This is a genomic window from Pyrobaculum sp. (genome assembly GCF_049971835.1).
Classification (GTDB): domain Archaea; phylum Thermoproteota; class Thermoprotei; order Thermoproteales; family Thermoproteaceae; genus Pyrobaculum.
Genome location: NZ_JBMFKV010000383.1, coordinates 1 through 1,083, shown reverse-complemented (window position 1 = coordinate 1,083; position 1,083 = coordinate 1). Strand labels below are relative to the sequence as shown.

Genomic DNA, 1,083 nt, shown 5'->3' with positions numbered 1-1,083 from the left:
CAATGGAAATATTGTCGTGGGCACTGGCAAGAGACGTAGTAACGGTAAGCGCCGAGGTATACGCCCGCTACCGCCGAAAAATGCGCTTCGCCGCGGCCCCCCCGCCCAGCTTTAAATGCCCACCAAACCCCCGGAACAACCCCCGCCAGTACCTCCTCTACGTAGGCCGCCTATCTCCAGAAAAGGGAATAGACAGACTCATCAAAGCATACCTGAGGGCGGGCGCCCCGTGCCCCCTGTGGATAGCCGGAGACGGCCCCATGCGAGCCCTAGTGGAAAAGCTGGCAAGACACCCACAGGTCACCTACCTCGGAAAAGTGCCGAGAGAGGAGCTCCCCAACGTCTACCGCGGAGCCATAGCCCTGAAAGTCCCCTCCTACACAGAGGCATGGGGCCACGTCATCACCGAGGCCAAAACCTGCGGAGTCCCCCACGTAATAACCCCAGAAAACCTTGCAATTTCGAAATACAGAAAAACCACCACCTTCCGCGACGAAGAGCACCTAGCCCAGTTAATCAACGCAATCTGTGCCTATTATAGGCGAAATACTTAAATACCCCCCACAACTCAAAACTTATGCACAACTCAAAACTAATACCACTAGTAGCAACAGTCCTAATAATCACCGCCTTAGCTATAGCTGCCACACCACCAGAAGAAATCAAACCGCTAGGCTGGGCAAACCCCAACAACGCCCCCGACCCAGCCAGCTGGTACTACCTCGTATTAGGGAAACTGAACTCAGACAGATACACCCTATACCCATACGAAAGAAACGGAAACCTAACTATTGGGTTCTCCATATTCGGCGAACTTATACACGGCCTCTACAACATAAGCCTCTGGTATAAGAACGTAGACGTATTCGCACCCGGCCCAGGTGTAGCCCCACCACCCAGTACCATCCCCAAGGAGATTTGGTACCAGGGCTGGCTAATTAACATCACGTATTACAACGGCATACTTGGACAGTACAGAAACGTCTGGGCCACAGCACAGTTCGCAGATCCGCGGGGCTTCGTAGCCTACGGCGGAGACTGGATAAGAGTGCAGTTCCCCACAGACTGCGGAGGCACGCCGGC

At 54.4% G+C, this 1,083-nt stretch carries 2 protein-coding genes; both read left to right on the top strand.

Features of this window, described 5'->3' with window-relative positions; translation table 11 throughout:
• Window positions 1–554 (top strand): glycosyltransferase (locus tag ACP5J3_RS14850; protein ID WP_428496387.1); only part of this gene is annotated, 554 nt, incomplete at its 5' end.
• Between the two features lie 23 nt (window positions 555–577).
• On the top strand, window positions 578–1,083 hold a 506-nt coding region (locus ACP5J3_RS14845), incomplete at its 3' end, for a hypothetical protein (protein ID WP_428496386.1).